Annotated in this window: 31 protein-coding genes and 1 pseudogene; all 32 read left to right on the top strand. The window is 40.9% G+C overall.

The window, feature by feature from the left end:
• Positions 1-65: 65 nt before the first annotated feature.
• The 32 genes and pseudogenes from BMW94_RS16275 to BMW94_RS16125 all read left to right on the top strand — a co-directional run bounded on the left by BMW94_RS16275 (position 66) and on the right by BMW94_RS16125 (position 22,237).
• Complete coding sequence (locus tag BMW94_RS16275; protein WP_090999985.1) at positions 66-419, top strand: hypothetical protein; 354 nt, start codon at positions 66-68, stop codon at positions 417-419.
• Entirely contained in the window at positions 416-1,669 is a 1,254-nt protein-coding gene (locus BMW94_RS16270; RefSeq protein WP_090999983.1) for an FtsZ/tubulin family protein, read from the top strand. The genes BMW94_RS16275 and BMW94_RS16270 overlap by 4 nt, the downstream gene beginning before the upstream one ends.
• Before the next feature lie 116 nt (positions 1,670-1,785).
• Entirely contained in the window at positions 1,786-2,415 is a 630-nt protein-coding gene (locus tag BMW94_RS16265) for a hypothetical protein (RefSeq protein WP_090999980.1), read from the top strand.
• A gap of 265 nt (positions 2,416-2,680) precedes the next feature.
• On the top strand, positions 2,681-3,730 hold the full coding sequence (locus BMW94_RS16260; RefSeq protein ID WP_090999978.1) for a replication-relaxation family protein: 1,050 nt from the start codon (positions 2,681-2,683) through the stop codon (positions 3,728-3,730).
• Positions 3,731-3,775: 45 nt separating this feature from the next.
• Positions 3,776-4,261: a hypothetical protein gene (locus BMW94_RS16255; protein ID WP_090999976.1), complete on the top strand. Its 486-nt coding sequence runs from the start codon at positions 3,776-3,778 to the stop codon at positions 4,259-4,261.
• Between the two features lie 9 nt (positions 4,262-4,270).
• The gene (locus BMW94_RS16250) at positions 4,271-5,812 is read left to right on the top strand and encodes a type IV secretory system conjugative DNA transfer family protein (RefSeq protein WP_090999974.1); all 1,542 of its coding nucleotides are present in this window, start codon (positions 4,271-4,273) and stop codon (positions 5,810-5,812) included.
• Between the two features lie 65 nt (positions 5,813-5,877).
• On the top strand, positions 5,878-6,696 hold the full coding sequence (locus BMW94_RS16245) for a S1 RNA-binding domain-containing protein (protein ID WP_090999972.1): 819 nt from the start codon (positions 5,878-5,880) through the stop codon (positions 6,694-6,696).
• 14 nt (positions 6,697-6,710) lie between these two features.
• Positions 6,711-7,409, top strand: a complete 699-nt coding sequence (locus BMW94_RS16240; RefSeq protein WP_090999970.1) for a hypothetical protein — start codon at positions 6,711-6,713, stop codon at positions 7,407-7,409.
• Positions 7,410-7,825: 416 nt separating this feature from the next.
• Positions 7,826-8,308, top strand: a complete 483-nt coding sequence (locus tag BMW94_RS16235) for a hypothetical protein (RefSeq protein WP_090999968.1) — start codon at positions 7,826-7,828, stop codon at positions 8,306-8,308.
• On the top strand, positions 8,301-8,636 hold the full coding sequence (locus tag BMW94_RS16230) for a helix-turn-helix domain-containing protein (protein ID WP_090999966.1): 336 nt from the start codon (positions 8,301-8,303) through the stop codon (positions 8,634-8,636). The genes BMW94_RS16235 and BMW94_RS16230 overlap by 8 nt, the downstream gene beginning before the upstream one ends.
• Before the next feature lie 107 nt (positions 8,637-8,743).
• Positions 8,744-8,923 carry a hypothetical protein gene (locus BMW94_RS16225; protein ID WP_090999964.1) on the top strand — a complete coding sequence of 60 codons (180 nt, stop codon included), beginning with the start codon at positions 8,744-8,746 and terminating at the stop codon, positions 8,921-8,923.
• Between the two features lie 14 nt (positions 8,924-8,937).
• A complete protein-coding gene (locus BMW94_RS16220; RefSeq protein ID WP_090999963.1) occupies positions 8,938-9,849 on the top strand; it encodes a hypothetical protein in 912 nt (303 codons plus the stop codon).
• Complete coding sequence (locus BMW94_RS16215; protein ID WP_254790256.1) at positions 9,846-10,178, top strand: hypothetical protein; 333 nt, start codon at positions 9,846-9,848, stop codon at positions 10,176-10,178. Before BMW94_RS16220 ends, BMW94_RS16215 begins: the two co-directional genes overlap by 4 nt.
• Positions 10,168-10,386 (top strand): annotated as a pseudogene (locus BMW94_RS31315) (CHC2 zinc finger domain-containing protein); the annotation flags it as partial. The gene BMW94_RS16215 and the pseudogene BMW94_RS31315, both read left to right, overlap by 11 nt.
• A 114-nt stretch (positions 10,387-10,500) precedes the next feature.
• Complete coding sequence (locus BMW94_RS30945; protein ID WP_254790255.1) at positions 10,501-10,854, top strand: hypothetical protein; 354 nt, start codon at positions 10,501-10,503, stop codon at positions 10,852-10,854.
• Positions 10,848-11,300, top strand: coding sequence for a single-stranded DNA-binding protein (ssb, locus tag BMW94_RS16205; protein WP_090999959.1), 453 nt, complete (start codon positions 10,848-10,850; stop codon positions 11,298-11,300). The genes BMW94_RS30945 and ssb overlap by 7 nt, the downstream gene beginning before the upstream one ends.
• 38 nt (positions 11,301-11,338) lie before the next feature.
• A complete protein-coding gene (locus BMW94_RS16200) occupies positions 11,339-11,764 on the top strand; it encodes a hypothetical protein (RefSeq protein ID WP_090999957.1) in 426 nt (141 codons plus the stop codon).
• Positions 11,737-12,438: a PD-(D/E)XK nuclease family protein gene (locus BMW94_RS16195; protein ID WP_368086914.1), complete on the top strand. Its 702-nt coding sequence runs from the start codon at positions 11,737-11,739 to the stop codon at positions 12,436-12,438. Before BMW94_RS16200 ends, BMW94_RS16195 begins: the two co-directional genes overlap by 28 nt.
• 27 nt (positions 12,439-12,465) lie before the next feature.
• Complete coding sequence (locus BMW94_RS16190) at positions 12,466-12,687, top strand: hypothetical protein (protein WP_090999955.1); 222 nt, start codon at positions 12,466-12,468, stop codon at positions 12,685-12,687.
• Positions 12,688-12,874: 187 nt separating this feature from the next.
• A complete protein-coding gene (locus BMW94_RS16185) occupies positions 12,875-13,132 on the top strand; it encodes a hypothetical protein (RefSeq protein WP_254790254.1) in 258 nt (85 codons plus the stop codon).
• A 107-nt stretch (positions 13,133-13,239) separates the two neighbouring features.
• The gene (locus BMW94_RS16180; RefSeq protein WP_090999950.1) at positions 13,240-13,728 is read left to right on the top strand and encodes a JAB domain-containing protein; all 489 of its coding nucleotides are present in this window, start codon (positions 13,240-13,242) and stop codon (positions 13,726-13,728) included.
• A complete protein-coding gene (locus BMW94_RS30550) occupies positions 13,728-13,865 on the top strand; it encodes a hypothetical protein (RefSeq protein WP_175480727.1) in 138 nt (45 codons plus the stop codon). Before BMW94_RS16180 ends, BMW94_RS30550 begins: the two co-directional genes overlap by 1 nt.
• 71 nt (positions 13,866-13,936) lie before the next feature.
• Positions 13,937-14,407: a hypothetical protein gene (locus BMW94_RS16175; RefSeq protein WP_090999947.1), complete on the top strand. Its 471-nt coding sequence runs from the start codon at positions 13,937-13,939 to the stop codon at positions 14,405-14,407.
• 345 nt (positions 14,408-14,752) lie between these two features.
• The gene (locus BMW94_RS16170) at positions 14,753-15,067 is read left to right on the top strand and encodes a hypothetical protein (protein WP_090999945.1); all 315 of its coding nucleotides are present in this window, start codon (positions 14,753-14,755) and stop codon (positions 15,065-15,067) included.
• 248 nt (positions 15,068-15,315) lie between these two features.
• The gene (locus BMW94_RS16165; RefSeq protein WP_090999942.1) at positions 15,316-15,516 is read left to right on the top strand and encodes a hypothetical protein; all 201 of its coding nucleotides are present in this window, start codon (positions 15,316-15,318) and stop codon (positions 15,514-15,516) included.
• 1,079 nt (positions 15,517-16,595) lie between these two features.
• Positions 16,596-17,063: a hypothetical protein gene (locus BMW94_RS16155; RefSeq protein WP_090999938.1), complete on the top strand. Its 468-nt coding sequence runs from the start codon at positions 16,596-16,598 to the stop codon at positions 17,061-17,063.
• A 259-nt stretch (positions 17,064-17,322) separates the two neighbouring features.
• On the top strand, positions 17,323-18,030 hold the full coding sequence (locus tag BMW94_RS30755; RefSeq protein WP_217648188.1) for a polymorphic toxin type 44 domain-containing protein: 708 nt from the start codon (positions 17,323-17,325) through the stop codon (positions 18,028-18,030).
• Positions 18,031-18,100: 70 nt separating this feature from the next.
• Positions 18,101-18,475, top strand: coding sequence for a DUF5412 family protein (locus BMW94_RS16145; RefSeq protein WP_090999936.1), 375 nt, complete (start codon positions 18,101-18,103; stop codon positions 18,473-18,475).
• 340 nt (positions 18,476-18,815) lie between these two features.
• Positions 18,816-19,325, top strand: a complete 510-nt coding sequence (locus BMW94_RS16140) for a restriction endonuclease (RefSeq protein WP_090999934.1) — start codon at positions 18,816-18,818, stop codon at positions 19,323-19,325.
• A 380-nt stretch (positions 19,326-19,705) separates the two neighbouring features.
• Positions 19,706-20,428: a hypothetical protein gene (locus BMW94_RS16135; RefSeq protein WP_090999932.1), complete on the top strand. Its 723-nt coding sequence runs from the start codon at positions 19,706-19,708 to the stop codon at positions 20,426-20,428.
• 224 nt (positions 20,429-20,652) lie between these two features.
• Positions 20,653-21,309 (top strand): hypothetical protein, encoded by a 657-nt coding sequence (locus BMW94_RS16130; protein ID WP_090999930.1) that lies wholly within the window; start codon positions 20,653-20,655, stop codon positions 21,307-21,309.
• 487 nt (positions 21,310-21,796) lie between these two features.
• Positions 21,797-22,237, top strand: coding sequence for a hypothetical protein (locus BMW94_RS16125; protein ID WP_090999928.1), 441 nt, complete (start codon positions 21,797-21,799; stop codon positions 22,235-22,237).
• Positions 22,238-22,462 lie beyond the last annotated feature (225 nt).

Here is a 22,462-nt window from a genome sequence, read left to right as displayed (position 1 = left end):
ATAAGGCTCTCGTCAAATGGCGGGAGCCTTTTTCTTTTTACATAAAGTGAGGGGAGGGAAGATTAATGGCCTTAATGACGAGAGAAGCTATTTTAGAAGAATTATTAAAAGCAACCATTGCCAATGAAAATATGATGTGGATGCTTGCGGCTCTAAAAATGGCAGATCGCCCCGTCCAGAAAGAGCAATTGCGTGACGTCACCAATGAGCTGTACAAAAAGGTTCATCCCGAAGAGGAGGAACTACCTATCCGATCACGGCATTTGCTGGATGAAGCTGCCGCTATGTTGGAAGGGGCAGCACTCGTTCATGTCGCAGAAGTAGCGAAATCTAAGCGATATACTTTGTCGCTTCTGGGACAAGAAGTGCTGAACTACAGGCATGAACGAAATTTAAAGGGGAAGGAAGTTAAACAATGAACATTAGTTTGAAGTATGGATTCTGGGGATTGGGAATGGGAGGGACATCCATTGCACATTCTTGTGCTGGTATTAAACTTTCTGCTAAAAATGCACAACGTCCATACACGGCTTTACTCGTTAACAGTAATGAGATGGATCTCCTGAAGCTACCAGATTATCCGAACACTAAGAAGATGATTTTGTTGGGATATGAGCGGGGTGTAGGTCGAGATATTCAGCTCGGACAAGAGGCTTTTAATACTCACAAAGTCAACATTGCGGAGACGGTGCAGAGCTACTTTAGTGATCGTGACTATATTTTTATCTCTTGTGGCCTCGGCGGTGGAACTGGAACAGGAGCAATTATTGAAGCGATTCGGTTGTTGCATACAACAGGTTTTGCTGGACGATTTGGTTTGCTGCTTACCTTGCCACGTCGAAATGAAGGTCGGAAGGTATTAGACAATGCGTTGCAACGTCTGCAAGTCATTAAACGAGCAATGCAGGGACTTGGAGCTATTGTCGTGGTGGATAATGAAAAGCTATTTCAAACTGGTTTGAATCAGAATCAAAGTGTGGAGGATTTCATGAGGTCCAGCAACCGTCATGTGGCTAGGCTTCTCCATGATCTGAATACGGTGACCGCCAGTTACAAGCCATACGGTAGTTACCACTTCGATGCCTCAGAGTGGTTGAATATGCTCAAGACAGGAGGTTGTTTGCATATCGGGAGATGCACACTATCTGCCCAATCAGTTGATTTAGCATCTCCTGTGACCTATATAGATGTGTTGAAGCAGAGTGTGCTTCATGGAGAACTCTCGACCGGGTACGATCTGCAAGGGGCCACCAGCAGCGCAGTGAGTATAGTAGCTGATAGTTCAGCAGCAAAGCGACTGTTTACGCACTCTTTTGTAGAACAGATTCAATCCTTCCTTCATGAATGTACACCGATTCTGGACGAGAACCCTGTAGCAACCTATGTTGGGGATAAGCCAGGTCAGGTGACGATCTATACCGTATTTGCTGGACTTAATTTCCCGAACAGCGTAACCGAGCTGACAGAGGAACTGGCAGAGCTGGAACGAAAGGCACAAGAACGTAGCCAGCAGACAGATAAGATTGCGGTAGCTTTGGCTGGATTTAAGTCACAAGGGAAGAAAGAACAAGTTGACTTGGAAGCATTGCTGTCGGATGAAGCACCTTCCTCAGCCTCCGAAACAGATACTCCAAAAGACCCGTTCAGTTTTTTAGACAATTTTAAGTGATACGCTTCAACAAAAGGCATGTGCGGCGGATACAGGGGGCTTACAAATGAATATTTTTAAATGTCCATAAACAAGTGATGCATATAAAAATCATCAAGAGAATGGGAGTGATTCAGATGAACCATACGCCAGAAGAGATTGTCAGATTATCAGTGAATGAAATGTATAAACATTACCTGAACATTGAAACCATAGAAGAATTGTACCGCCAAGCGGTGATGATGTCTCATGCATTGGGATGGGAACTATCGCAACGTCGTCATTTATTGCCTGATCGGGAAGGGAACAATGTCGATCCAGTGATATATCCTCCATGTCATTTTCAGGAGTTGAGTATCGAAGGGAATCTAGTCTATCAATTTGACTATGAGGGAACACTGCCACTCTACATGAAAAACAAGCCGTATGAAGATAAAATCAGGTCTTACTATCAAGGTGCAATGATAGAAGCTCTTGAGGGCCGAAGTTTATTGAAGTTTGACCAGGCATTTATTTATGTATGTCATTTCTTTAGTAATTTACAAATCAGAGACTTGGATAATCGCAATCGGAGACATCTGATTAATGCAATACGGTCAGCACAAATTATTGAAGATGATAGATGGGAATTCATAGAAATAATGGATTCGGGTTATCTCGATCCTCAGAAACGGAATCATATTGAACTGTTCATAACAAGCCGCGAGAACGCAATGAATTTGGTTGAATATGTGAGGGATAAGATGAGAAATAACCCTAAAAATTAGGTGGTATACAACCCGATAGACGAGGTGGAGTAAAATCACCCGATAAAGAAGTTGTTTAACAAGGGAGAAAACCTTGCTGTTATTGAGTTTTTCTTGATTTAAAGACGGGCCAAAATGGGAAAAGTCATGGAGAGGCTACCGCACAACGCAGTTGAAAGGTAGACTCGGAATGACCGTCCCCAGCACGTAGTCTGAATCCAAGCCAAGCCCTGCTAAACAGAGCCAATACCCCAAAAGTAATTTCCAGCAGAAAGGAGGTTATCACATGCCAAGGCAACGTGAGTGGACAAAGCGGGATGTAGATTTATTGTACGAATTGTACAAAGTGAGAGAGATGACAAAACAGCAGATTTTGCAGTCGTACTTTGATGGAAACGAACGCTATGGGAGTAAGAGGTTGTATGTGCTACGAGGGGAAGGACTGGTTACATCCGAAATTCATGGAGGAAATGGACAAGGGGGAAAGCGAGTTCGAACCGCGTACTATCGTTTGACAGCACGCGGATTGGAATTGCTGCGGAAGAAGGGAGTCGTAGAAGAGAGTAAGTACCGTGCGCGGGATTTGGAACTTACGGTTCAGCAGCGGCAGTACATCATTGATGCGAATGAACTTCATATACGCCTGCCGGAAGTGGTTTATATGGACTCGCGTGTGATCAAACGAAAATATAAATTGAACCGAGGTAATTTAACAGTCGGTGGTTTCAGTAATGAGCATGGGGATTATATGATTTTCATCCTGAACGCAGATGCGAAGGAAACGACATTGCGAAAAATTCTGATGGAAATCAAGGCAAAGAAGTATGTTAGCGGGTATCTCGTTTATTACAAAAGTTCGTCCGTTAAACGAGCTTTTGAAACACTTTGTCATGAGCAGGCATTAGTTACTGGAGGAGTGCCGTTGTATATGCTTCCGTTTGATACGTGGGGTATTGAGATAACACGATGGTATATTTTATCAACAAACGCATTTTTAAACCTGCAAGAGTTGTTGTCTTCTTACGGTACGCTTACCAGAGTCAAAGAGGGAAGTAATAAGCACGGATTCCTTTATGGAATGAGAAGAGAAGATGGACTGCTAACACCATATGTCATTGAGGTCATCACAGGGGATGTATTGATTTTGAAACGCTGTTTAAGGAATTACAACGTAGAAGCTTATCAGAGGGAGGGGCGCAGAGTCCTTCTTTTTTGTTATGAAGACGAGGTACAGCGGTATAGAGACGAACTATTGAGTGTGACTTATGTGGATGTTATAGGTGTTCCGAAGCTGGTCATGGAAAGCTCTTTAGAAGGGCGTGATGCTATAACTTAATGATGAGTTTTAAAGATTAGAAGCTTTTAAAAGGAGTTTTAAACTATGATTCGCTTCATATGGTTTTTGCTTACCCTCACTGGGTGGGCTTATTTGTATTGGCGCACGCCGGAATGGTCATCATTTTGGATGTGTGTTCCGGCTGGTATCAGCTTTGTTGTGTACATCTATGGCTGGATGTTAGAACGTAATAACAAGCTCATGTATTTCTTTGGAGGATTATTGTGGACGGGAAATGGTTTAACCCTGCAGCTTGGAAAGTATGTTATCGCTTCAAAGGATTTTCCATTCTCAATGAGCGGGATGGTTCATACCTCTTTGATCATAACGATGTTGTTCGCATCTTTCCTCACATTCAGCAATTATAGACTCGCACAGAGTTTGTTAAACCGAAGGGGGAACGTCAGTAAACAGCAACTCGTTCATGTCCGTCCGACAGCCAAAGATTACTATCTCAAGTTTAAACGCCTGTTTGTTCACAACGAGGAGATTGTATTAAATCTGGGCGAAGAAATTCCAATGAAGGATTGAGGTGATTGAATGATCAAATGGGGTGGGAGTGATATGTTCACCCATATGCTGGCTGTAGGTCCGACTCGCTGCGGGAAAACGGCGACTCTTCTCAAGCCGATAATCTATCAGCTCCTCCTGATGAAAAAAAAGGGTATTCCCTTGGGACTATCCGTTGTTGAGCCGAAAGGTGACGTCGCAGACATGGTCAATGAGATGTGCGGTGAAATGGACATGTCTTGCGTACACGTTGATCCTACATCTGATCACAGCGCTCGTTTCCCGGTCATGAAGGGGGATGAAGATGATGTGGCTGAAGCGACGGTAACAGTGTTGAAATCCATGTTTGGCAAGCAAGAAGCCTTTTTTGCCACAGTCCAAGAACTGGCTGGTCGAAATATCACGAAATTGTTGAAACGCTTGTACCTAGATGATGTAAACCTGGGGGATGTTCTTCGAACGATGCGAGATCAACGTATTCTTGAGGACAAGGTGCAGGAGTTGCGCTTCAAAGAAGGTGAATCCGATCTGGTCCAATTTTTTCAATCGGAGCTACTTGGAGCCCAGAAGGAAAAGTATCAGCAGTTTGTCATTGGTCTTCGTGCACAATTGGAGAACCTGACATCTAATCGTCATTTGGAGCCGATCCTCATGGGACAATCTGATTTTGATATGGACAGACATTTTGAAACGGGTGGTGTGATGGCTGTAAATACAGCGATGGGGAAGTTACGTAAAGCGGGTGATGCCTTTGGACAGTTTGTTGTCATGCATTTACAGAGCGGAACGTTTCGCAGACCGGGAACCGAGCGCACGCGCGTTCCCCATGTGATGATTGTGGATGAATACTCCAGGTACATTAATCCAGATGTGGAGTTATTCTTATCCATTGCAGCTGAATATCGGACAGCCGGAATATTTGCTACGCAATCCCTAGGCCAACTGGAGGTTGAAGCGGGTAAAATCAATGCTAAAGCCATGAAGCAATCCATCTTAACAAGTTGTCGAAACAAAATTGCTTTTGGTGGCCTTGCTTATCAGGATGCGCTCGAATTTAGCCGGGAGTTTGGTAAAAAGCAGATTATTAGCAGACAAAGCACGTTTAAGCAGCAGATATTACTACCGAATTTGCTACCTGAGAATTATAGAGATACGGAAAAAGAAGAAGATCGGATTTTTTACACACAGATGATGGATGGCTTACCCAAATTTCATTACGTAGCAAAGCTATTGGATGATGGAACTCCGTTGCCGCCGAAAATTGGAAAAGGGTCATTTGTTCCCCGTGATTGGAAGGAACGCCGAGAATGGGAGGTACGAAAGAAGTACTGGGCGTTTATATTTGATTTTAAACGCAAGCCTAAAGTTTCACATAAGCCAATGTCACATCCAGAACAGTCCGGGTTTGAGGAAAACATTTCTTCGAAACTGAAGTTCGTTCCTACGGACTTGGATGACGAAACGATCCCGGTCCCTCCTAATCCACATGTGGGAGAAACCAAGCCAGAAGACAGTCCCGATCAGGGTGAATCAACGCATGAACATGGAGATGATCTTGATCCGTTTGAGTAGCACCCTCACTGAATGTCAGTGAGGTTATTTATATTGCCAAAATTAATTTATTGGAGGTTTTACACATGCGTGAAGAGTTGAAAAGAGTATTGATTGAAGGCTATAACGAAGACAAACTGGAGCGAAACAGTTACGACGAAGGCTGGGCACAGATTTATAGCGCCAAACAAAACGATTTGATTTTGCAGGCTGACATGGTTGGTGTGGAAGTGAAATTGAACAAGCTATGCGGAGTAGTTCAAGTCGGTGATGTACGAGGATATATCCCGCAAGAATTTTCGGGTACAACGGATGCCCATGCCTTTCGTCGTTTGCTTGGGGAGCCGGTCGCTTTCAAAATCGTAACGTATGATCGTGATGGAGATACGTTCATTGCTTCCCGTCAATTAGCGATAGAGCAAATGGAAGGGATGACGTGGAAATGGCTTGAACTAGGCGCGGCAATAACCGCAGTGGTACGTACCGTTCATACGAAAGCAATGACAGTAGATATTGGGGGTATTGAAGTCGAAATGCCGGTTCAAGAGTTTGCTTATGGCTGGACAGATGATTTGCGAGATGTGGTTCGAATTGGTGATCATTTTAAGGTCAAGGTAGTCGAGTTGGACAAAGAACAGAAGAAAGTTGTAATCAGTAAAAAGGCACTGGATAAGAGTCCGTGGCCGGATTGCAGCAAGCGGTACAATACTCGTGGAGAGTACATTGGAACTGTCTCTGGGGTTGCGGAATATGGAGTTTTTGTTAATTTGGAACGGGGTGTAGACGCATTAGTACGTCACATGCCTTTTGATAAGGTTAAACGTGGAGATAAAGTGTTTATTAAAGTCATCAATGTAGATCTGAAAAAACAACAGATCATGGCTCGGATTACACGGAAGCGGTAAGAGGAGGAAACTACATGGATAACATGGCCGGGGATCGGGCTTTGGCTCGTTCTCCTTTTTCTCTGTCTTTTGATTGGACATTTGTACCCACTGTTCTGGAGGATCCCATAGTTGCAGGTTATGCCCCAGTACGCTTGCCAACAGAGGGATTGGGGTTGCAAGCCATCGGACATATTGGCTGTATTGGTAGCGTGCAAATAGCACGTCTGTTTCACTGGAAACGACATCAAATCCGGCGAATGCTTGCCGAACAAAAGCTCGTTCAACACGAGTTGAAAAAGAATAAGAATACCATTCCTATTTTTACACTTGGCCCACGTAGCATTGATCTTTTTAAAATGGATCAGCCCGTTAATAGTTGGCGGCACTGGAGCATTGAATCGGTATTGTCTAAACTGGTATTTTTTCAATTTTGTTGTGCATTGCAAGAAAAACAAAAGGGTTTTCAAATACTTCCGGCAGCTTGGCCTTTTACTGGAAAGGTGCAAATGGGAGAGCATATACGATACGTACTTGTGCTGCGAGGCAAAGAGGATGCTGCTTCGCTAGAAAGAGAGTTACGATATTGCTCTCAACCTATCATTGTCCTTTCGGAAAACCTGGAGAATGTGATCCCATACAATGATGTACTGACAGCGGCACATTTGTTGCTGGATCAGGATTTAAGAGAGGATTATAAATTCTTGCGTCATCGAGCAGGGAAATGGCAGTGATCTTAAAATACATGGCTGCTTGTACTACTCATAAACATGTGCTAGAATGAAATTGTTAATTTTTCCAACTCTAAACTCCCATTCGCTGGAGAAGAGGGTCATACCCTACGCTTTGGACTATGCACTTCACAGAGTTATAAAGTAGGGTAACTTGTTTCGAAAGAACAAGTCTAGTGTATTACCTCAACCTACACCTTCGTTCTGATGAAGACAGAAATGAAGAGAGGATAAATGTAGGACAAAAGGCAAAGCCAATGAAGTTCCGCAACTCCCGTTTGCTGGAGATAAGGAATGAAGAGTACCGAAAGGCTCTTGGAAAAGCAATGTTATTGAGTTTTAAAGCCGATTTTTGCATGGATTCTTCCGTGCGGAGATCGGCTTTTTTGCGTTTTAATTAAAATTGAGAGGATGGTATAATGGAGACAGTCATTTGGTTTTTGAAGGATGAAGAAGGGAAGGCTCAGGTTAAGCTTTGCTTGCAGGAATTGATTCAAAGAGCAAAAGCTGATCCACTTTTCACTCAACTTGCTGAGCTTATTTTTCAAGCCCTTGAGTTTGTGGAAAAAAGGGGAATGATTCGTTCCATGACTGAATTTTTTACGACTTCCCTGGAAGGCAACTCGTTATATACTATCCGAGTCATCAAAGAGCTTAGAGATCATCCACCACTTCTTGAATTCCGTGTGAACTGGAGAGGTGCTGGAGCGTTTAGAGCGATATGTTTTGAATATTCGTTAGAAGATGTTCAAATGCTGGTGTTTACTCAGGCTACAGTAAAAGCCAGGACCTACTCTGAAGAATTTGAACAATTAATAAAAAAGTCAGAAGAACAGTATATTGCGTTTATAAAATCTCCAGAGAAACACATTTTTTCACAAGGGGATGAAATGGATGAATAAATACAGTCATTTAAAAAGGGATTTTGAACAGCTAAAAGCTGAGGTTAGAGAAATTCCGGGAGCTACAGAGTATCTGGATGGTCCTGAAGTTGCTGTCGGACAGATGATTCTAGCAAGACAACTGGAATTGGGTTACACGCAGCAACAACTTGCTGATCTTGCGGGAGTTCCGCTAGAAGACATTAAAGTGATTCAAGCTGGACTTGTGCATTCGAATTTCGGATGTGACATACAGCCTGATTCATTGTCTAAAGTATTTAAAGCCTTAAAGATTATTGGAGTGCAGCCGATTATTGATGAGCAAGCTGCAACCTCAATGCTGGGTTAGTTCAAAATAGAATAATGTTGATTTAAAAACCGATTTTTGCATGAGTCATTTCATGTGAAGCTCGGTTTTTTGCATTTTATAAAACCTTTGAAAGGACGATGAATCTTATGTTGAAACCTGATACTAATGTTGTTTTAAATGTTCAAGCCACTTTGGAGGAAGCACTTTCGCTCTTGGATGATTTAATCGCGGAAGCACCTGAATCGTTAAAACGTGAGGTGACAACGATCTGGAGTAATTTGGATAAGCTCGTTCAACAGACGTTTGTAGATCCCAAATTAAAATAAGGAGCTGAGCAACGATGGCTGAAGTTATGGATTTGTCGATTATGGAAAAGGTCGTTATTCAAGGAGATTTATCATCACTCAAACCAGAGGAAAGGTTTGTGTACTATACCAAGGTTTGTGAGAGTGTAGGACTGAATCCCCTGACAAAACCATTCGATTATTTGAAACTGGACGGGAAGCTTGTACTGTATGCCAAGCGTGACGCTACAGACCAGCTTCGTAAAATACAAAATATCAGTATTACGATCACAAGCCGTGAAAAGGTGGGTGACGTTTACTGTGTGACCGCTCGCGGAACAACTCAAGATGGCCGGACCGATGAATCCATTGGTGCTGTCTCGCTGACCAAAGAAGAGAAGTTATGGGACGAGATGAGGAATCGAAAAGTACCTACAGGCCGAATTCTCCCATTAACTGCAGATGAACTTGCCAACGCCATCATGAAGGCCGAAACGAAGGCAAAACGAAGAGTAACGTTATCTCTATCGGGGCTTGGCATGATGGATGAAAGCGAGATTGAAACCGTTGAAGATGCGGAGCGAATCGAAGTAGGGGAACCTGTTCAATCCACTCAACAAAATAAAAAGAAACCTTCTTCTGGTAGCACTTCGAGTACCCAATCAGGTTCTTCAGAGAAAAAAGGACAGAAGGATGCGACTTCGACTAAGCCTGCTACTTCAAGTTCAGGAGAATTGTATAGAATGCTGGATATGGCAACAGGAGTTTCTCCAGGAGGCGTTACCTTCGCTAAATTACGAGTGGTTAATATTGCAACGGGTGAAGAGTCTGTGGTACTTGCCAATACGCCAGTGACGATTGAACAAATTAATGCACTATCAAATAACTCACAATTCAAAATTGAATTTGAAATGAACAATGGATTCAAGATGGTGAAATCAATTGCGATTGTAGGTGAAGCGGCATGACGAAAGTGAACGCTACGTTTACAGACGGGAACACACTAATCTGTGTATTCCCTTCTAGTCGGAACAATGGTGTTTATTTGGTCAAAGCTGAACCTCATTTCAATGACCTTATCATCACTCACGATTGCCCAGCTTGTCACTATGGACAAAAGGAATGTAAACATGTTCAGGTGGCAGCCGAGCTATATCGCCGTTGGCAATGGTGGGAACCAGAAAAAACGATTCATACGGTTACACGCAAAATTGTTCTTTCCCCGGATTGGGAACAGATTCAGCTTCCGCCCAGCCAGGAGGAAATGATACGAGCTGTGATTGATCATGCTTCCTGATATTGTGGCCATTGCTGAACAACATGGTCTGCAGATCAATCCACACTCCAGATCAAGGGAAGAAGTGGCGTGTAAGTGTCCTTTCTGTCATGAGGATTCAAAGCCAAGTAAAAAGCGAAGATACTACCTTTCTCTCAATAGCAAAGACCAAGTGTTCAAATGCTGGTTTTGTAATGAGAGTGGTGGTGTTTTTCGCTTTATTTCTCTGTTGGAAAATATCCCGGAGGAGAACGTAAAACAACGATTCCGAAAACGGAGAATTATTCATCCTGCCGAGCGTCTCAGCCAAAATCAGCGAAGGTTGCTGAGAGAACATACTGGCGTGAGAGAACCAAACTGGAAGCAGATGAGGGAACGGGATTTCTCGTATTATATGCGTTCCCTTGATCTGTTTTGGGACTCATGGAAAGAGTTTCTGATGAAGGAGCAGCGAGATGCCTATTTTCAATTAATTGTGGGGATCAAAACCTGTACGTATCAGAACTACATTGAAAAAATCAGACAACGAGAGCGAGAGATTGAATCGCCTCTCCTTGAAAGTGTACTACAAATCTACTCTTGTGCCTCCCGTCCAAAGTGGACAGAGGATGTCGAGCGATTTGTGGACCAGTTTAAAACGAAACCTGTAAGTCCTGAACCTACAAAGGCAGGCATGGACGGAGGAGAAAAATGTTGAATCGTGTAATTTTGATTGGTCGTCTGACTCGTGATCCTGAGCTGCGATATACTCCCGCTGGAGTGGCCGTTACGCAATTTACTTTGGCAGTGGATAGACCTTTTACTAGTCAAGGTGGAGAACGAGAAGCGGATTTCATTCCTGTTGTTACTTGGAGACAACTTGCTGAGGCTTGTGCAAACCATTTGAAAAAAGGGCATATGGCTGCAGTCGAAGGGCGTATTCAAGTACGAAACTATGAAAATAACGAGGGTAGACGTGTTTATGTAACTGAAATCATTGCCGACAACGTTAGATTCCTCACTCCTCAGTCTGGTGGTACTACTTCTTCAAACGATTCAAGACCGGGGACAGGAAATCAACAGAACGGAAACAGTGGAAACGGTCGTGGAACGAACACGGCAAGCGATGACTGGGGAATTCCAGATGATGACTTACCATTCTAAAAACCGACAAACTCTCATTTAAATAGGAGTGAATGAATATGGGATATACCCATTTCTGGTATCGAGTAAGGGAGATCGAACTCGATGTGTATCTTAAAATTCTGACTGACTTTAAACGTTTGTTACCTGTATTCGCAGGGGTAGGAGTGTTACTTGCTGGTCCAGGAGGAACAGGAGATCCCGTTATTAATGAAGACAATCTGCTATTTAATGGTGTGGGTGCAGATAGGTATGAAGACTTTGTTTTTCCACGGGTGTTGTATCTATGGAATGAGCCCGATGAAAATGATCAATATTTTCAGTTCTGTAAAACAAGCGCATATCCTTATGATCAGGCCGTCATAGCTTTCTTACTCATTGCCAAGCATCATTTACAGCAGGATATCACTGTTCAAAGTGATGTTGTAGCTAAAAAGGTGGATGCTGCTAAGAACCTATGCCAAACATACTTGGGAATCACATGATCTTCTCATACTCACGACTTTCCCTGTATGAAACTTGCCCATTTCGCTTCTATATGAAGTATATTTTGGGTAGACCAGAGCCGGTTACAAAACCACTCGCTCTCGGTAAAGCAGTGCATAAGGCGATTGAGCTAAAAATCAATGGTATGTCTGAACATGAAGCGATCTTGGCAGCTATAATCGAAGCCGATTTTCATCCCGAAGTGACTTATGAAGAAGTTTTGAAGTTGCTTCAGCAGGCTCCTGATGTAAAGGGTCAAACGGAGATTCATTTTAATCTTCCGTTGGACTCTTCGTCCGGAATCCAGCTTCAGGGGTACATTGATTTGCTTCAGGAAGTACATTTCTGGGATTGGAAGTCGAATTGGAAACTTTACGGGGTCCATGATACAAGGCAGCTTGCTTTGTACGCATGGGCCACTATGAAAATGAGAGGTCTTCGTCAAGTCAAAGGCACATTGTTTTTTCTACGGTTTCGGAAAGCAGAATCGTTTATTTACAACGAATCTGATGGAAACCAGGCTAGAGAATGGGCCATTCAGCTTGCGGAGCAGATTGAAATGAAGAAGTCATGTCTGGAATCATTCCCGGATATGGCTTCTTCGCTTTTTCGACCTACACCGGGTAGTCCCTGCAAACATTGCCCGTTTGTAATGGAATGTATAAAGCTTTGAGAAAATGTATTTTGGAGGGATAAAAATATGACGAAAGACGAAATCATTAATGCTGCTGAGTCAGGAGAATTCATTGTAGATCATAACTATCAATGTTTTGCTGATCTCGACGGGACAGAAGCCAGGCGATATTTGGAAAGTAAGGGGTTTGAAGTTGTTCAGAACTTCGACACGGGTCTTAATGGGATTGCAATAACAACCTGTGGCCTTCACCTTTCCACCAATGGCTACATCTATAAAAAGTTATAGGTGCGTATAAAATGACGAATTATTCCCTTGGAAAATATTTGTCTTCTGCATTACAAAAAAACAAAAACTTGAGGAGTGTTATATATGACAAATACAAATACATGAAAAATTAACAATAGAGAAGGCAATCCAGATCGCGTTAGAAATCGAAAGAACCGAGGCTGCATTGAAACAGATGAAAGAATGTTTGAAGACTTATGTTGATGAAAATGGAGCACTTCAAGCTGCGGATAAAGTTTGGGAGTACAGCAATACCAGAAGCTGGTCTTTTAAACCTGATGGATTGCGTGAACTTGCGGTGGCGATCACAGCGGAAGGGAAAAATGCTTGGGATTACCTGAGTCTTTCTTCAACTGCGCTGAAAAAACTTGGTTGGGAGGACGTTTCCTTGTCCGGGTATGGTACGTTGAAAGAGACTAAACGTTTTGCTTCTCGCAAAGTGTAGTTCGACACGACAAACTAATTCAAAATAGCCTTTCGCCTGGCAATAAATGGCGGTGTTTAATTCCGACACCGCCATTGCGGGGTCGGGATAAACAGAAAGGGGAATATATGAAAAACTTCTCGGTAAATGAAACTCAATTGGCTTCTTTGCCTCGACGAAGACGTGAACACGCTGAAAAGTTATTACAACTGGTGGAGCGAGTAATGCAAGAAGATGTTCCTAGTGAGATTAGAAAGCCTGAAGATGTGTATCAGCTCGTAGCTGCTGAGATGTCATCCCTTCCTAATGAGCATTTTGTTGCAATCATGCTGAATGTTAAGAATCGTGTTATTTCTAAGGAAACGATAGGGATTGGGACATTAAATGCTGCTATAGTGCACCCTAGAGAATTATTTAGAAAAGCAATTTTAAAGAATGCAGCTTCTATTATCTGTGTGCATAATCATCCTTCAGGTGATCCAACTCCGAGCCAGGAAGATATCAAGGTCACTAAACGGTTATATGATGCCGGTGCAATTGTTGATATTAACGTACTGGACCATATTATCGTTGGTGTTGAGGGATTTGTATCCCTGAAGCAATTGGGGATGATGTGATGTCAGCAAAGGAGCGGTATTTGAAACAGCTTTTGAGTAAGACAACGAAGGAACGTTGGATTGCTGGTTTGATGCTTAGTGCTTCTTCTGAAGTCTTAAAGAGTATTACATTGCGTCAGTTAAAACAGGTGAAGTGAAGATGAAATATTGTATAAATCCCCAGTTGCTTAGACTGGGGATTTATTTAGTTTAAAAGGAGGACGAGACGTTGAGTCATTGGTTTTACATCACGCCTGAAGAATATGTTGAGGCTGAGAAAATAGGAATAAAGCCTGCCATGCTGGATCGTCGAATTCGTGCACAAGGCTGGACGAAAGAACGTGCGATGACAACACCACTGCGAGGATTCACGAATCGTCGGAAGTGGCTACAGATTGCATTAGAAAACGGAATAAACAAGAACACGTTCTACAATCGGATCAGATTAGGGTGGAAGATGGAGCAGGCAGCAATGAAGCTGCTACAAACTTCAGAAGAAATACGAGAACAAGCTCTTAAGCATCAGAATGTGTACGTGTGCTTCCCAAAGAATACGTCCAGCTTGCTGAGTAGAATGGGATTCCTTATGCCACTTTCCATAACCGTGTTACAAACTGCGGTTGGAATTGGAACGGGCTGCTACAGAACCGTTGTGGAGTGTACAGCAATCAGGGAGACTTGGGTCACAACGTTTACGTGAGCGTGAGGGCGATTGGTCGGCTATATTGTCGGCAAACCAGAGTGGCGTGCAGCTAGGCGGTCTTAAAGAGAGGTGGTAAGTCTGATGAAGACATTGCATGGTCGGAAGATACATGGATACACAGCAATTGGCTATGAGGTAATCGCAGATGATGGTCAAAACGCTACTTTCGCCTAAGTGCCTTGCAGTCAGAAGTTTGTGAAGCTGCCCGAGATTGAAGATAGGAAAGTGACGAGTAGTATTGCTTTAAGTATGAAAGAACTCCAAAGCATAAATAAGCGTGCTGGAATACAAACGCAGTCTAAAAGTAAGAAAAATATATAGCATCAAAATCAGGGAGGGTGATTGAATATTGAAAATGAAATGAAAGTTATCCTAAATGCTGATGAGAAGTCAGTTGCAATTAAAACGCTGAAGTATAAGTTTTTTGCTGTCAAACAACTTCATGATTGGATCAGCAAGGACAATTTGACTCAGGAGATGGCCGGGATACTGTCCGGTTTAATTGAAGGTCATATCAGCGATGTATCCAAGCAATTGAACTATGAGAGTGTCTTACTAAGGAGAAGGAAGAGCGACATCTGCGGATTAGAGAGGCAAGTGCCCGTATTCGTGAGCTTGAAAGACAATTGGGTGAGAACAAACCTATCGACAGTTTGAAGGAACAACTTCAGTTTCTTGCATCTACAGTCTCTAACTGGTGGAACCAATACTGATTCCCTCATGTGTCTGACGAGGTATTTACAGAATACGGCCACTATAAAGCTCGATTTTGCTTTATGTTGGATCACCTGTACACGTTCAGCAAGACACCTGAGACAGACAAAAAGAATCGCAAGTAACGTATACAGGAACTGATCGAGGAGGACTGGGACATTGTTTATAAAGAAGGTGGACGTAGCCCGGAGTTGGTAGACAACGATAATAATCGTTCCAAGCTGGTCAAACTGATCACATCCCGTTTACCCTCAGCCAAAATTTTTAAAACAAAGGATTGTTGTACGGACGATGAAAGCGTGGTTGTATACCGTGATATTGAAATATATATTTACGATGTGCTTGATATTCCGTTGCTGTCAGTAGAAAGAACGGAGGCTGGCCATGAGTAAACTACAAGGTATGAGTAATAAACTTAATATATATGGAAGTGCTTCAGGGTGCAAAAGAAGATCGTCATCATAAGGGAAATATCCTTAAAGGAACATATTCCGTTTCAGCAAGAGATTTTGCAACGAATCCTAGCCATGCATTAGCTATACCAGAGGTTGCGATAAATAAAAACAGTCATCACTATTTGGAGTGTCTAAGTGTGACATCATAGAGCATGATCCTATCGGGTGTGTGACGGTGAACTGGTTTCTTATACACAAGACCATAGAGTAAGTATGTTCATAGCTACGCCTCGTCAGCGTGCCGAAGCAGCATACTTGGTTACCGTGGGCATGGGTATTTGAAAATTTAATAATTTACCCGGAGCTGATTCCTTATACACATCCTCGAGGAGCAATCATTTGGGAGAAGTTGCCGAAAAATATGGAGAGACAGAGTATGAAATTAGAACTGATACCGTATAAACTTAGAAGAGATTAAGAAATGCATTTTTAAGCGCACCGTGGAACGCAATGGTCGGAGAACTGCTAGATGAAAGAGAATGTCTGCTAGATGTTATAAATGAAACATTGCACACATTGCACAGTTGAATGAGACATTGGAGTTTTATGAAGAACCCGGTAATCACCTGGATCATATCATTGGTTGGTGGCCGGAAACTCCTGTGATTCAGGATGGTGGGCATCGAACGCGAATGGTATTGCAAGCGTATAACAAAGGAAAAGAAATATGAGGAAAACTATGAAACGACACGAATTGCTCAAGAGGCTGGAAAATATCGCTGACATGTCAGATGAGGAGATTGCGATGAATGCGGATTGGATACGTGATGTTGCTCAATAATCCTACAGCCATATCAAGCAAAAGGAGTCCATAAAAATAACGATTAGACTTTAAACTGAAGAAGAAAGTTCTTATGTTAAAAGCGAGAGTAACGCATGCGGCTACAAATAACAACAGGTCGTATCGTCATTACTTTCGCTTTTTCTATATCATTCAGTAATAACTTACCATTATAAGCGAAGATTCATAAGTTATGGAATATGGAAAAAAACAAATAGTAAGGTGAGGGTCGACGATGGATATGGAGTACAAAGCTTTCAAATCTCATTTGAAAATGATGGCAGATCGTGGGTTTTCCATTCAGGAGAGCGTTGCATTCCGTGCCCCGTTCATGTCTTTGGATTTATATGGATGTAGTGAACAGCTTCTTACACCATTAACGAAGTCAATTATGGTGTGCTTACAACGTTCCTTTGGAGTAAATATCTTATTAAGCGATCTAACAAAATATAATTGGACCGACCTAGTGAGGAACTGCAAATTAGGACATACAGCATGTGAACACTTGTTTATGTTCTTTTATGAGATGAGTGTAGGAATTACGCTGGAGTTTAAAGTGGATGATTACTACACATCCAGAGATTTGTCACGAATCATGCATATGCCCAAAGATGAGACTATTCGCCAGCTTCAGTTAGGTAGATTTAAAGGAGCATTTATTGATTTGACTGGTCAATGGAGAAAGGAGAAGCTATATTTCTGAAGTTACCATTGAATACTTATAAACAATTATTTTATGGTCAAGGTTTATTGCCAGAAGTTTGTGAAAATAACAATGGAACTGGTGTTTGCTCAAATCATTTGCAAGTCATGATAAAAAAGAATTAAATATAAATAACGTTCCAATAAACGAGTTTAAAAATGAAATTTATGAGTTAAACATACAAAATTCCCCTTACTTCGACAAATGAGTTGGTTTATAATACACATGAAGTAATTAATTAATAAGGAGGAATTTTGTAATGCAAAAGAAAATTACCAGTTTAATTATTGGAACAGTCGCAGCATCAATTCTACTCACGCCTTATTCTGTGTCAGCTTCTCAAAACTTACAATCGAAAGAACAAAATATCACAGTTTCTGAACGTTTTACAGATAAATTGTTAAAAGATGTTCAACGTAAACATAATCAAGTAGAACAAGCATTAATTAATGGTAATGTTGAAGGCCTTGATATAAATAAAATTTTAGATGAAGCAACAGCTACTTTGAATTATATACAAATGTATGAAAGTAGTGGTGTAATAACTCCTCAAGCAGATCCTGATGAGGGAAGTATTCAAGAAATTACGAATATTTTTAAGGAGCAAATGAGAGGTAATGGCTTACGAATGTTGTATATGTATCCAAATGATTTGGCTGGAGCTGGCCTTTACTTTGCTTCTCAGGTAAAGAGTGGCGGCCCATGGGATTACAAACTTAAATATGGAGTAAGTAAACGTTATAAGTTTAATGGTAGGATTATCACCGGTGAGGATATTGGGAATATTCACTACGGCTATGTAGGTAGATACCTTTTCCCAGCGAGCATTTTAAAGTCCGTAGCAGGTGCTTATCAGATATATTCAGGAACAGCACACCCTTCTTGGTGGAAAACATATTTTGACGACCCCCAAGATCAAGCTATGATTGAATGGGGAATTAGTATGTTTAATACGGATAATAAATGATATAATGGGAATATACCTCATTTTTTGAGGTATATTTTATTTTAGTAGAGATTGGAGGAAGAACGATTCAGTGAAAAGTAAAAAGATAAAAGTTTTTTTGATAAGTAGTTTTTTGGTGTTAGCAGTAGCTATTGCTTTTGTATCCTTGTGGAATTGGTACTATGACTTAGAACGACTTCCAAAAGGGGAAGTTATATCAGAATCAGTTTCACCCGATGGTAAATTTACAATTAAGGCGATGAATTCTGATGCAGGAGCAACAACTTCGTTAGCCATATTATGTGAACTTCAGTACAATGATGGCTCAAAACCAAATAAAATTATATATTTCCAAAATAAAGTTGAAAAAGCGACTATCATCTGGGAAAGTAACGATATTGTATCCATTAATGGTGTAAAACTAAATGTTCCTGACGATGTCTATGATTACAGAAAGAAAGAGTAAAATGTAAAAAAAAGTTCATTCTTCTCAGAATGGGCTTTTTTTTACATTTTTAATCACATATAGATAAGTATTTTAAAAAAATAATTTCGAGAATTAATTAGTCAGCAAAATCGACATAGGTAGCTATTAGCATTGGACCAAATTCAAAATAACATTATAAAAGCCCGTTTTAAGAAGCTTTCTTACAAAAAAATAAAGAAGTTCTCAATCAATTGTATAAATACTCCAATCTCTCTTATTAATCTGCCGAATCACGTACATCACTTTTACATTTTCATTCTTATTAGTTGTTGTATCGAGACATTCTCCCAGAACATTAGGAGCATAGAAAAAGGCGTGAATGAAACGGCAAGCTTCACTTGTCGTTGAATTTCTTGGAGTTGTTGGAATTATTGTTTTAACGGTTATCATTCAACAAAAGCATGCTGAACGACTGAAGAGATCAGGTATTGCAGAGATCGACAAAATGGATGGAGTGCAGTTTGAGCACTATCTTGGGCACCTATTCCGTTCACAAGGGTTTAAGGCGGAAGTGACAAAAGCTGCAGGTGATTATCGCGCCGATCTGGTTATATCCAAAGATGGAAAAAGAATCGTTGTTCAAGCTAAACGTTATAAAAAAAATGTTGGCTTAAAAGCTGTTCAAGAGGTTCAAGGAGCTAAGGCACATTATAGAGCAAATGGAGCATGGGTTGTCACGAATAGCAATTATACTGAGCAGGCATATCAGCTTGCTAAATCAAATGGGGTAAGGCTGATTGCTCGGGATGAACTGGTGGAGATGTTGCTTACAATGAAAGAAAAGTTGTCCGCTTCAAAGAAACCGAGAGATGTAAAGACGAGTGCATAATTGATTTAGAAAGGCATGAGAGAATTAGATGAATTGATAAGTTGACTTTGTTTTTCTAGTTAATGCTCTTGTGCTTCCTCTATAGTTAAAAGTATGTTTGCTTTTAAGGAAAAGAACGTTGCGCATTTGCTACGACCTTTTCGGACGCATGCTTATAGAGCGTAACACCAACATCATACATATCAGTTCCTTCGATGGATCGACTTTTTTAGTCGAGGAATTGAAGTATCAGCATAGGGCGTAAGAATATCGCATTTGTCCAAACAAGCAGCCAGAGAAATGCAAAGGATGTGTTTAATGTAGATGGGACGGCGTTAAGCAGTTCTGTAGTAAACCAGGTTTGTTTCCAAGGATATAAAATAAAGAAAAGGGAGATGGAGATGGATAACGTAACGTCACTAACTAAATTTCTTGGTATCGACCCAGACTCGGCTCTTGGTGTATCAATAGAGGGGACTATGGATCATATACCTTTAGTGGGAAAGATATTGAGTTCTTTGAAAATGAGAGAACTTCAAAAAAAAATAAAATATCTAGAACTAAGAATTCAACGCTTATCAGATAGCATGATGGAAAGACCAGATGATTTTGTCAGTCAATTTTTTAAGGAGAGAGCATTTCCATTCATGTTAGATCAATTATTAGAAGAACAACAAGAAGAAAAAACTGATTTGATTATGAATGGTATTGAATATATTTATGATCAGAAAATAACTGAAGAAAATAAAGTGTTGATTCATTTTGATATCTTGAAGCAATTGAGAGTTACTGAAATTAAACATCTAATGACATATTCATCAGAGGGGAAACAAGCAGCAAGAAGAGCAAGTGAGTATGAAGAAGTACCAGGGAGTGATGTGAAATACTATGAATACATAGAGAATCATCTCGAAAAATTAGGACTTATTGATAAAGGAGTTAGATCAACTAGTGAGGTGCAACAGAGTATTGTTTCTGCTTTCTCTAATGTTGTTTCAACTAAAGGTGGGATGAAAGGTAGAGGACTAACCCTTACTAATACACAAATAGTCTTAACGCCATTTGGAAGAGAGTTTATTAAATTTTTTGATTTGAAATCTTTGATCCAATTGCCTGCTAAGTAGAGCACCCATCGTGGTGCTTATTTTGCTCTCATATGATGGATTATCAGCCGTTTTAAGCTTCTTGTCATGGAGAACGTCCGGATTCAGGGATCAGTCATTTGGAGAGCGTAGAACAGGCACTGATTGAGCGTACACGCGAATACAGTGGTCATCCAAACACTGAAACTAACTCAAAGAAGGATAATAAAAATTTTAAGTCGAATTAGAAGGGGGAGGGATATTTTTTGGACATAACGTTATTAGGGGCATTGGTCTCAGGAGTAGTAGGGGTGGTAGGTGTATTAATTGGTGGTATCTTGACCTATAAACTGAGTCATCGATCAGAGATGATCTTAATAAAGAAGAAGATCATAATTGATAAGATTCAGGAAACACAACGCGGTCTTTATGTTATAGCTAGACAATTAGAGCAACTAAGCTTAGCTTTAAAAGAGTTTCAGAATAAAAAAATCAGTCATGAAGAGTTCCAAAAGATATCTGATCAAGTCCAAGATGAGTGTGGTTCAGTAATTCGAAATATTAGGGTGAACGAGTTTTTTATTAAACCTTCAATGAATTTGATTGAGGAACTCCTAAACCAAACTCATCACTTTCATGACTTAATATATGATGCGTATATTTATCCCGATAGCCCTAGCTCAAGAAATTATCACCCAGATCTATTAGAATATAAGCATATAGAAAGTTTGATAATGAAAGCGACTTTATTTGCTCTCGAAGTTAAGGAAAGTTTGGATAAGCAAATAGAAATTGAATTAATTGTGATAGAGACGACCTTTAGTGGTCGTTTTTTTTGTACCTATAAACTAATTGAGGTGATCGAAATGAAATCAGAGTCGTGTCAATCGGTCAGATTAACTATAGTAGCATATGACTACTAATTGACTTTCAGTCTAGCGATCCAGAATATGTGAAACTCGGACGTAACATTTGAGTTCAGGTAAAAAAATCCTGAATGTGCATGATTTCGATTTACTATTGAACTAACATGTGTTCCAATGGTATAGTAAAATTGTAATTATTCTTCAATCCTAAACTCCCATTCGCTGGAGACAAGGGGAATACCCTACGCTTTGACTTTGCGCTTCACAGGGTTTATAACAGCAGGGTAACTTGTATCGAAAGAACAAGTTTAGTACTACCTCAACCTACAGCTTCGTTCTGATGAAGAGAGGAAAAATGTAGGACAAAAGGCAAAGGCCAATGAAGTTCCGCAACTCCCGTTTGCTGGAGACAAGGAATGAAGAGTACCGAAAGGCTCTTGGAAAAGCAATGTTACTTGAGTTCTAAAAGCCGATTTTTGCATGGATTCGTCCGTGCGGAGATCGGCTTTTTTGCGTTTCATTAAAAATGGAGAGGATGGTTAAAATGTTTAATCTGTTCAGAGGTAAAAATGCGAAAAGTGCGATTCATACAGCAGTAGGTGGGTTCCTTCATGAAGAGAAAAAACGCCATAAAAATGCTGTGGACTTTCTTCAGATGATGGCCGCAGTAACCGTTTATGTCGCTGGAGAAGTATGGGGAACCGTTGAACTAGAAGTGAAAATCAGTGATACCGTCCGTTTCGATATGGCAACTCAAAGTTTCTTCTACAAAACGGACGGAAATGAAATGAATGTGCAGGCCCTTAAAGGACAACCTTTTTGGCAAAGCGTGCAGCAAGTAATGGTCTTTGGACAAGACTTGCTGGATGACATTAAAGAACGAGAAGAAGGTCGAAAGCAGTTGGTATCCAATATTGCTGACCTGACACAACAAATGAATGAGAGTTCAATCGTTATACCGAGAGTGAAAATGTTTCGTGTATAGCTTGAACAATACAGAAAGCCGATTTCATGCATGTACACTCATGCGAAGAAATCGGCTTTTCAATTTAATAAGGAGAGTGATATGAAGTGAGAAATAATTGGAGAGTTTGTCCAGAGCCGGTATCTCATTCAATTGAACGTGTTTTTCATAACTACATGTTAGGCAGGATGAGTCGTTTGGAATACTGCCAGCGTGTAGGATATCTTTTGCAGATAAAGGAGGTAA

Source organism: Paenibacillus sp. OK003 (genome assembly GCF_900109515.1).
Taxonomy (GTDB): domain Bacteria; phylum Bacillota; class Bacilli; order Paenibacillales; family Paenibacillaceae; genus Paenibacillus; species Paenibacillus marchantiae.
Note: the sequence above shows the minus strand (reverse complement) of the source record. Positions and strands in the feature narration are given on the sequence as shown.

Coding starts and splice junctions, on each gene's coding strand:
- BMW94_RS16275 (WP_090999985.1), top strand. CDS start 66: ATGGCCTTAATGACGAGAGAAGCTATTTTAGAAGAATTATTAAAAGCA.
- BMW94_RS16270 (WP_090999983.1), top strand. CDS start 416: ATGAACATTAGTTTGAAGTATGGATTCTGGGGATTGGGAATGGGAGGG.
- BMW94_RS16265 (WP_090999980.1), top strand. CDS start 1,786: ATGAACCATACGCCAGAAGAGATTGTCAGATTATCAGTGAATGAAATG.
- BMW94_RS16260 (WP_090999978.1), top strand. CDS start 2,681: ATGCCAAGGCAACGTGAGTGGACAAAGCGGGATGTAGATTTATTGTAC.
- BMW94_RS16255 (WP_090999976.1), top strand. CDS start 3,776: ATGATTCGCTTCATATGGTTTTTGCTTACCCTCACTGGGTGGGCTTAT.
- BMW94_RS16250 (WP_090999974.1), top strand. CDS start 4,271: ATGATCAAATGGGGTGGGAGTGATATGTTCACCCATATGCTGGCTGTA.
- BMW94_RS16245 (WP_090999972.1), top strand. CDS start 5,878: ATGCGTGAAGAGTTGAAAAGAGTATTGATTGAAGGCTATAACGAAGAC.
- BMW94_RS16240 (WP_090999970.1), top strand. CDS start 6,711: ATGGATAACATGGCCGGGGATCGGGCTTTGGCTCGTTCTCCTTTTTCT.
- BMW94_RS16235 (WP_090999968.1), top strand. CDS start 7,826: ATGGAGACAGTCATTTGGTTTTTGAAGGATGAAGAAGGGAAGGCTCAG.
- BMW94_RS16230 (WP_090999966.1), top strand. CDS start 8,301: ATGAATAAATACAGTCATTTAAAAAGGGATTTTGAACAGCTAAAAGCT.
- BMW94_RS16225 (WP_090999964.1), top strand. CDS start 8,744: ATGTTGAAACCTGATACTAATGTTGTTTTAAATGTTCAAGCCACTTTG.
- BMW94_RS16220 (WP_090999963.1), top strand. CDS start 8,938: ATGGCTGAAGTTATGGATTTGTCGATTATGGAAAAGGTCGTTATTCAA.
- BMW94_RS16215 (WP_254790256.1), top strand. CDS start 9,846: ATGACGAAAGTGAACGCTACGTTTACAGACGGGAACACACTAATCTGT.
- ssb (WP_090999959.1), top strand. CDS start 10,848: ATGTTGAATCGTGTAATTTTGATTGGTCGTCTGACTCGTGATCCTGAG.
- BMW94_RS16200 (WP_090999957.1), top strand. CDS start 11,339: ATGGGATATACCCATTTCTGGTATCGAGTAAGGGAGATCGAACTCGAT.
- BMW94_RS16195 (WP_368086914.1), top strand. CDS start 11,737: ATGCCAAACATACTTGGGAATCACATGATCTTCTCATACTCACGACTT.
- BMW94_RS16190 (WP_090999955.1), top strand. CDS start 12,466: ATGACGAAAGACGAAATCATTAATGCTGCTGAGTCAGGAGAATTCATT.
- BMW94_RS16180 (WP_090999950.1), top strand. CDS start 13,240: ATGAAAAACTTCTCGGTAAATGAAACTCAATTGGCTTCTTTGCCTCGA.
- BMW94_RS30550 (WP_175480727.1), top strand. CDS start 13,728: ATGTCAGCAAAGGAGCGGTATTTGAAACAGCTTTTGAGTAAGACAACG.
- BMW94_RS16155 (WP_090999938.1), top strand. CDS start 16,596: ATGGATATGGAGTACAAAGCTTTCAAATCTCATTTGAAAATGATGGCA.
- BMW94_RS30755 (WP_217648188.1), top strand. CDS start 17,323: ATGCAAAAGAAAATTACCAGTTTAATTATTGGAACAGTCGCAGCATCA.
- BMW94_RS16140 (WP_090999934.1), top strand. CDS start 18,816: ATGAAACGGCAAGCTTCACTTGTCGTTGAATTTCTTGGAGTTGTTGGA.
- BMW94_RS16135 (WP_090999932.1), top strand. CDS start 19,706: ATGGATAACGTAACGTCACTAACTAAATTTCTTGGTATCGACCCAGAC.
- BMW94_RS16125 (WP_090999928.1), top strand. CDS start 21,797: ATGTTTAATCTGTTCAGAGGTAAAAATGCGAAAAGTGCGATTCATACA.